Raw genomic sequence first — 7,627 nt, 5'->3', positions numbered from 1 at the left:
GCGGAGGGCGTGGCGAGGGGCGGGCTCAAGGCGTTGGTGCAGGAGGATCCGCGCGTGCTGTGCGCGCGGCGGGGCGTGGGGCCAGCCCGCACGTCCCGGCTGCTGGCGGCGCTGGAGCTGGGGCGGCGCGCGCAGCGCTCCGCGGAGAAGCGGCCCCGGCTGCGCACGCCGAAGGAGGTGCACGCGTACCTGTCCCCCACGCTGGGGGCGCTCAGGCGCGAGGTGTTCCACGTGCTGTGCTTCAACCCGCGCAACGTGCTGGTGCACGACGCGAGGGTGGCGGAAGGAACGCTGAGCGCGTGCCCGGTGGATCCGCGGGAGGTGTTCGCGGCGGTGCTCTCCGCGCGGGCCACGGCCATCGTGCTCGCGCACAACCACCCTTCCGGCGACCCGGAGCCCAGCGTCCAGGACGTGGGGCTCACGGAGCACCTGGCACGGGCGGCGGGGCTGCTGGGCGTGAAGCTGTTGGATCACGTCGTCGTGGGGGACAGCACGTTCGTGTCGATGCTGGAGCGGGGCATCCTGCCGGACAGCGAGCGGGAGGGCCGGCGCAAGTGCGGCACGGGCGAGGGCTGGTGATGGGGGCGGGCGCGCTGCTGGCGCTGGGGGCGAGTCCCGTGCGCGTGGAGGTGCTGGAGGACGCGCGGGCCCAGGTGGTGCGGACCGGCAGCGGGCAGGCGTGCACGGTGGAGCGCTGGCGGCTGCCGCCGGGAGTGCGCGAGGGGGATGTCGTCGTGGACGGTCGCCTGGACCCGGAGCGGACGGAAGCGCTGCGGCGGGAGGTGGCGCGGAAACGGGCCGCGCTGGCGGTTCCCCTTCCTCCGGGGCTCGAGCTGTGAGGTGGGGGCACCGGTGCCCACGGAGGGGATTGGCGTTGACGGCCAACCCAGGATGATGAACATGCGCGCGATGACGGAGTCCCTGCCCTTCCTCGAAGATGCCCAACGGGGACTGGTGCGGCACTTCGGCCTGTCGGAGTTCCGCCCTGGCCAGGCGCCCGTCATCAGCTCCGTCCTCAGTGGCCGCAACACCGTGGTGGTGATGCCCACGGGCGCGGGCAAGTCGCTCTGCTACCAGCTCCCGGCGCTGCTGTTGCCGGGCATCACGCTGGTGGTGTCGCCGCTCATCGCGCTGATGAAGGACCAGGTGGAGCAGCTCACCGCGAAGGGCATCGCGGCCACGTACATCAACTCGTCCCTGTCGGACGTGGAGCGGGCGGACCGCCTGCGCAAGCTGCGCGCCCGCGAGTACAAGCTGCTCTACGTGGCGCCGGAGCGCTTCCGCAGCGGAAGCTTCCTGGAGCTGGTGTCCGGGCTGGGCGTGGAGCTGCTCGCCGTGGACGAGGCGCATTGCATCTCCCAGTGGGGCCACGACTTCCGGCCGGACTACGCGCTCCTGGGACAGGTGCGCAAGCGGCTGCGGCCCCCGCGCACGGTGGCCCTCACCGCCACCGCGACGCCGGAGGTGCGCGAGGACATCGTCCGGGTGCTCCTGATGAAGGACCCGGCGGTGTTCGCCCAGGGGTTTGACCGGCCCAACCTCTTCCTGGACGTGGTGAACGTCAGCGGGGACGAAGAGCGCCGGGACGCGTGCGCGAGCCTGGCGGCGAAGGGGGGCAGCGGCATCATCTACTGCTCCACGCGCAAGGCGGCGGAAGGGATGCACTCCGCGCTCGTCACGCGCAAGGTGAACGCGGTGCTGTACCACGCGGGCATGGAGGACGACGCCCGCCGCCGCGCGCAGGACGGCTTCATGTCCGCGAAGGAGGCGGTGGCGGTGGCCACCAACGCCTTCGGCATGGGCATCGACAAGCCGGACATCCGCTTCGTCGCGCACGCCAACATCCCCCGGGCGGTGGAGGCGTACTACCAGGAGATTGGCCGCGCGGGCCGCGACGGCAACCCCGCCACCGCGGTGCTCCTGTTCAACCACGCGGACGTGTACACGCAGGAGCGCCTCATCGAGAGCAGCCACCCGTCCGAAGCCGTGCTGTCGGACATCTGGGCGCAGCTCCAGGCCGTGGAGGAGTTCGACCGGGGCGTGCACGTGCTCGCGGGCATGGTGGGCGCCAGCGAGTTCGAGGTCTCCGCCGCCCTGAAGATTTTCGAGCGCGAGGGCAAGCTGGAGCGCGGCGGCCGGGGTGAGGGCGAGTACGGCATCACGCTGACGGACAAGGCCGCCAGCGCGCAGCCGCACGCGGTGGAGTCGCAGCGGCTGTTGCGCTCGCTGCTGGAGACCTTCCCCGTGGGACGGCAGGCCACCACGGAGCTGCCCATCCTCGCGCGGCGCACGGGGCTGACGGAGGACGACGTCCGGCACGCGCTGGGCCTGCTGGAGAAGTCCGGCGTGGTGCGGGTGCGCCGGCCGTTCGCGGGGCGCGCCATCCGCGCGCTGGAGCGCGTGCCGTTCCGCGAGCTGACGGTGGACCTGTCCCGGGTGCGCGAGCAGGAGCGGCTCAACCGGCTGATGCTCAAGCGGATGGCGGACTACGCGTACACGCCGAAGTGCCGGCGCGCGTTCATCCTGCGCTACTTCGGGCAGACGGACGCGGCGGCGGTGTGCGGCACGTGCGACCGGTGCGCGGGCAGCATGATGCCCAAGGCCTCCGGTTCCGTTTCGCGCTCCGCGCCGGCCGCGTCCGGGGCGCCGGTGATGGAGTTCAGCGAGCTTGCGTCCACGGAGCTGCGCCGCTGGCGCAAGGACCTGGCCAAGGACCTGGGCATCGCGCCCTTCATCATCTTCAACGACGCGACGCTGCTGGGGCTGGCCGCCGCGCTGCCGGTGGACCGCGAGTCCTTCCTCGCGGTGAAGGGCACCGGGGAGAGCCGCTGGGAACGCTTCGGCCCCAAGGTGGTGGAGATCTGCCTCATGGCGCGCGCGGCGGGCCACGAGCCGCAGGCGGCGCCCGTGGCCCCGCGCATCCGCAAGGCGAAGTCGCGCCGCTAGCCTTCGCCCGGCGGAGGGCGATTGCCGCCGCGGGTGGCGCGCATCAGCCCCCACCGCAGCACCGCCATGATGGCGCCCACCACCAGGGCCAGCAGGAAGATGACCGCCACGGTGACGACGCCGAAGACGACGCGCACGCCCAGGTCGGTGATGCGGCCGCTGAAGTACGCGGCGCGCAGCGGCTCCATGGCGTGCACCAGCTCCAGCGCCCGCGCCGGCAGCGAGTCGAGCGCCATGGAGAGGCGATCGAAGAAGTACTTCGGGTAGCGACGCCGGAGGGTCTCCACGACGATGCCCGCCAGCAGGTAGAGCACCGACAGCAGGAAGGCGTTGCCCCACATGACCTTCAGCAGGGGGGAGGACGGGGGCCGCTGCTCGCTCACGTCGACCACGCTACCGCGACGCCCGGCGCTTGAGGAGCGGAAGGGCCTTCTTCACCCGGTTCGCCTCCGGCGCCCCCCCGGCGAGCTTCAGGAAGGCCTCGTAGGCCTCCACCGCCCGGGGCAGCTCCGAGGACTCGCGCACCAGCACGTCCGCCAGCGCCAGGTGCGCCAGGCCGTCCGTGGGCTCCAGCTCCACGGCCTTGGCCAGCGCCTCGCGGGCGGGAGCCTCCTGGCGCTGCTTGAAGGCCACCAGGCCCAGGGCCAGGTAGGCGCGCCCGTTGAAGGGGGCAAGCCGCACGGCCTCGTCCGCCGCGGCGCGAGCCTCCTTCACGGCCCCGGCGCCCAGCAGCACCCGCGCCAGCGTCACCTGGGCGAAGGCCTTGTCCCAGACGGTGGGCGCCTTGTCGGCCAAGTCCTGCAGCGTGCGCGCCGCGCCCCGTCCGCCGCCCGGCAGCTGCGCGTACAGTTCGCCCACGCGGCCGCACGTCGCGTCCGGCCCTTCACGCCGCGCCGCCGCGAAGGCCGCGTCCGCGCTCTCCACCTGTCCCTGGCGCAGGAACGCCTGGGCGATTTCGCAGAACGTGTTCGGGTCCTTGGAGTCCAGCTTGTTGGCGCGCTCCAGCGCCGAGAAGCCGCCCTTCGCGTCGCCGTTGGCGAACAGGAGCGCCGCGCGCAGCCGCTGCCCTTCCGCGTCGTCCGGCGCCAGCTTCACCGCGCGGCCCGACGCGCCCTCCGCCTCCTTGCGGCGGCCGGACTGGTACAGCGCCAGCGCGAAGCCCTTCTGCGCGGCCGCGCTGCCCGGGTTGTCCAGCTGCCACGCCTCGAACTGCTTCAGCGCCTCCGGCGTCCGGCCCAGCGCCAGCAGCGCGCGGCCCAGGGCGTCGCGGGCCTCGCCGTGCGCACCGTTGCGCTCCACCGCCTGCGTCAGCGGCTTGAGCGCCATGTCCGGCAGCCCGCGCGACAACAGCAGCCGCCCCAGCGAGCACGCGCCCTCGTAGTCGCGGGGGTCCTTCAGCGCCTCGTCGAACTGGGCCTGTGCCTTGTCGAGCGCGCGCTCGCGCCAGTACACCTGTCCCAGCGCCACGCGCAGGTCCGTGCGGGGCTTCTTGGCCAGGGCCTTCTCCAGCACGTCGCGCGCCTGGGCGCCGTTGCCCTCGTTCGCGTCCGCCAGCGCGAGAAACGCGACGGCCTCCGGCGGATAGCGGTCGTTCACGCGCGTCTTGCCCAGCTCCACGCGGGCGCGCTTCCAGTCACCCAGCCGCGCGTACGCCGCGCCCCGCACCAGCGACACCTTGCGGCCACCGTCCGCCTCCAGCCGCTGCAGCGCTTCCTTCTCGCGGTCGCGGTCCAGCAGCGTGCGGCCCAGGCCCTCCTTCGCGGCCTCGCTCTTGGGCTGCAGCTTCAGCGCGGCCTCGTAGGCCTGCTGCGCGGCCTCCAGCTTGCCCGCCGCGCGGCCCGCGGCCCCGAGCGCCAGCTGGAAGTCCATGGCCAGCGGCCCCTGCGCGCCCTTGGAGAGCATGGTGCGCGCCTCGTCGTACTTGCCCAGCGCGGACAGGATTTCGCCGTGCACCAGCTGCTGACGGGGCTGGAGCGCGGGGGGCAGCTTCGGCTCCTGCGCGAGCGGCGCCACGTCCGCCAACGCCGCGTCCAGGTCCTGCTCCAGCGCGAGCCGGCTCTCGGCCATCCCGATGCGGGCGGCCGGGTGCTCCTTGGAGACGTCACGCGCGCGCTTGAACATCTCCAGCGCCTGCGGGAAGTCCTCGGCGGTGAGGTAGTAGTCGCCCAGCGCCACCAGCGCGCGGACGTTGCCCGGCGACGCCTTGAGCGCGCGGTCGAAGCGGTCCAGGGCCTTCTTCTCGTCCTTGGCGGCGATGAGCAGGCTGCCCGCGAGCGCGTGTACCTCCGTCACGTCGTCCTGCGAGGCGAGCAGCGCACGGCGCGCGGATTCGCGGCCCCGGTCGTCCGCGACGAGCGCGTTGGTGGCCAGCACCAGGCCGTTGAAACCCTCCTTCACGCCCGGCTTCTCCAGCGCCTCCAGCGCCAGCCGGCGGTCGTCGGCGTTGGCGCCGTGGTCCAGGTAGCGCAGCGCGTGCGCGTAGCCCGCGAGCGCCCACGCGGCGGGGCTCGCTTCGTCCATGTCGCGCGCGCGGTCCAGCTGCCGCAGCGCCTCGTCCAGCGACGCCCCGGTGTCCTGCGCCACGGCGCGCTTCGCGAGCTCCAGCGTCTCCGACAGCGTCTGCCCACCCTGGCGGGAGCGGTAGAGGATGAAGAAGCCGGCGCTCGCGCCCAGGAAGATGAGGGCCACGAAGAGGGCCACGGTCTTCGCGCCATAGCGCTCGATGAGCGACTGCTTCGCGCGCTCCTTGGCGATCTTCTCGTGCATCTCGCGCTCGTACTTCGCCGCGAGTGCCTCCGTGTCCTTCGCGTTCGCCGCCGCCTTGTTGCGCGCCGAGGCCGCCGCCAGCTCCGTCGCGTCCGGGATGTCGTCCAGCAGCGAGCGCTTGCCGCCCGAAGCCGACGCCATCGGAGCCGGAGTCACCGGCACTGCCGCGCGAGCGCGCGCCGCCTCCGGAGGAGGAAGGTCTCCGAGCAATCCCCCGCCCTGCGACGCGGAGGGTTCATCCGCGGGAGGCGCGTCGGGAAGGTCCGCCAGCATCCCGGACTTGCGGCCACCTGCCTGCGCGGACGCGGAGGCACCCTCGCCCGAATCAGGAGGAGCACCGTCAGTCGCGTCAGGGCCCGGATCCACCGGGCCATCCGGCCCCATCTCCGGAGCACCACCGGGTGCCTCGAGGCCGCGTTCCGAACCGGGCTCCTGGCCCGGATCCGACGGGCCCCCGTGCACCGCATCCACCGCGCCCTGCTCGCCGCCCGCGGACGGACCACCGGCCTGCACGTTGCCAGCGTCACGCGCGTCTTCCGGTACCGGCGTTCCGGAAGGAGCGGTCGGCCCACCATGCGCCTCGACGGATCCGACCCGGGCGGCCGCCTGCGCATCCACGCCACCCGCCGGCGTCTCCGTCCGGGAGGAACGGCGCGGCTCAAGTCCGGCCGCCGCGGCGGCGCGCGCCTCGAACGCGGACGGGGGCACTTCCGCTCCCGGCGCCTCCGGCTCGTCCTCCTCGGGCGCTACCGCCGCGGGAGTCGCCAGGATGCCCAGGTCCTCGAAGATGGGCGCCGGTCCACCGGACAGCGCCTGCTGGGCCTGGTCCAACCACTGCTTCACGCGCCCGTTGTTGGGCTGCAGCGCCACGGCCTTGCGCAGGATGGGCAGCGCGGAGCGGTACAGCCCGCGCTGCAACAGCACGTCGCCAATGAGGTTGTAGGCGTACGGGTTGTCCCGCTCGATGGCGATGGCCTGGTCGAACTGCTCCATCGCCTCCGCGGGCCGCCCCAGCTGGATGAGGGCCTTGCCCCACAGCACCCGCCCCACGGTGGACGTGGGGTGGTGGGAGATGCCCTGCGTACACACCTCGATGGTGCGCGCCGCGTCTCCCTTCTCCAGCAGCGCCTTCGCCAGCTCCACGAAGACGGAAGAGGTCGGGTCCTGCCGGAGGAGCTGCTCGTAACGCTCCACCATCGACTTGGCCATGTTGAGTCGCGACTCCGGTGCGCTAAGCGGGGGAGCGCGGACCATACCACTGCCCTCGTCCGTTCCGCCCAGCGGCTGGTAGCGTCGCGCGCATGAAATGCCTGCCTGCCCTGATGGTCGCCCTGGTCCTCGGTGGGGCCTGTGCCCACACCCCACCCAAGTCGGACCTGGAGGAGCTCCGCCCCGTCGTGGAGGGCTTCCACAAGAACCTGCGCTGGAGGAACTACCGCGCCCTGTCCAACTTCCTCGTCCCCGAGGAGCGCCAGGACTTCGAGAACCAGCGCCGCAAGCTCCACGACGAGCGCGACCTCACCGTCACCGACTACGAAATCGAGGACGTGAAGCTGGCCGACGACGGCCGCCGCGCCACCGTCCACAGCCGCATCCAGTGGATGCGCATGCCCTCCGCCACCGAGCAGACCGACACCGTCACCTCGGAGTTCATCTTCCGGGACGGCGCCTGGATGCTGGAGAAGCAGCAGGCGGGGCCCTTCGCGGGCGAGCTGGAGTAGGGACTCCCTACCCTGCAAAAAAGTCGCCCACCGTCTCGGGGCCGGCCGAGACGATGGGCGTCGAGGGTTCCCCAATGGAACCCCCTACCAGGATGACGATGTCGCGCGGTACTTCCGGCCCGCTGCGACCCCGCCGTGTTACCTGGCTTCTAGAGCAATGCGGATGCCAACGCCCGCGCCCCCCTGCCCCACCC

At 72.7% G+C, this 7,627-nt stretch carries 6 protein-coding genes; 4 read left to right on the top strand and 2 right to left on the bottom strand.

Annotated features, from left to right (window positions below; all coding sequences use genetic code 11):
* The 3 genes from D7W81_RS37765 to D7W81_RS37755 all read left to right on the top strand — a co-directional run.
* Positions 1 to 579 (top strand): JAB domain-containing protein (locus D7W81_RS37765; protein ID WP_120560219.1); only part of this gene is annotated, 579 nt, incomplete at its 5' end.
* Complete coding sequence (locus tag D7W81_RS37760) at positions 579 to 839, top strand: DUF3006 family protein (RefSeq protein ID WP_120560218.1); 261 nt, start codon at positions 579 to 581, stop codon at positions 837 to 839. The genes D7W81_RS37765 and D7W81_RS37760, both read left to right, overlap by 1 nt.
* Positions 840 to 891: 52 nt before the next feature.
* Positions 892 to 2,946, top strand: coding sequence for a RecQ family ATP-dependent DNA helicase (locus tag D7W81_RS37755; protein WP_120560217.1), 2,055 nt, complete (start codon positions 892 to 894; stop codon positions 2,944 to 2,946).
* On the opposite strand, the gene D7W81_RS37750 is transcribed toward D7W81_RS37755, so the two are convergent.
* The gene (locus D7W81_RS37750) at positions 2,943 to 3,287 is read right to left on the bottom strand and encodes a hypothetical protein (protein WP_120560220.1); all 345 of its coding nucleotides are present in this window, start codon (positions 3,285 to 3,287) and stop codon (positions 2,943 to 2,945) included. The genes D7W81_RS37755 and D7W81_RS37750 overlap by 4 nt on opposite strands.
* A gap of 52 nt (positions 3,288 to 3,339) precedes the next feature.
* Positions 3,340 to 6,921 (bottom strand): tetratricopeptide repeat protein, encoded by a 3,582-nt coding sequence (locus tag D7W81_RS37745; RefSeq protein WP_120560216.1) that lies wholly within the window; start codon positions 6,919 to 6,921, stop codon positions 3,340 to 3,342.
* A gap of 92 nt (positions 6,922 to 7,013) precedes the next feature.
* Here D7W81_RS37745 and D7W81_RS37740 point away from each other — a divergent pair, with 92 nt between their 5' ends.
* On the top strand, positions 7,014 to 7,433 hold the full coding sequence (locus D7W81_RS37740) for a hypothetical protein (RefSeq protein WP_120560215.1): 420 nt from the start codon (positions 7,014 to 7,016) through the stop codon (positions 7,431 to 7,433).
* Positions 7,434 to 7,627 lie beyond the last annotated feature (194 nt).

Source organism: Corallococcus aberystwythensis, from assembly GCF_003612165.1.
Classification (GTDB): Bacteria; Myxococcota; Myxococcia; order Myxococcales; family Myxococcaceae; genus Corallococcus; species Corallococcus aberystwythensis.
The sequence above is the reverse complement of the archived record's forward strand: the minus strand, read 5'-3'. Positions and strand labels throughout refer to the sequence as shown.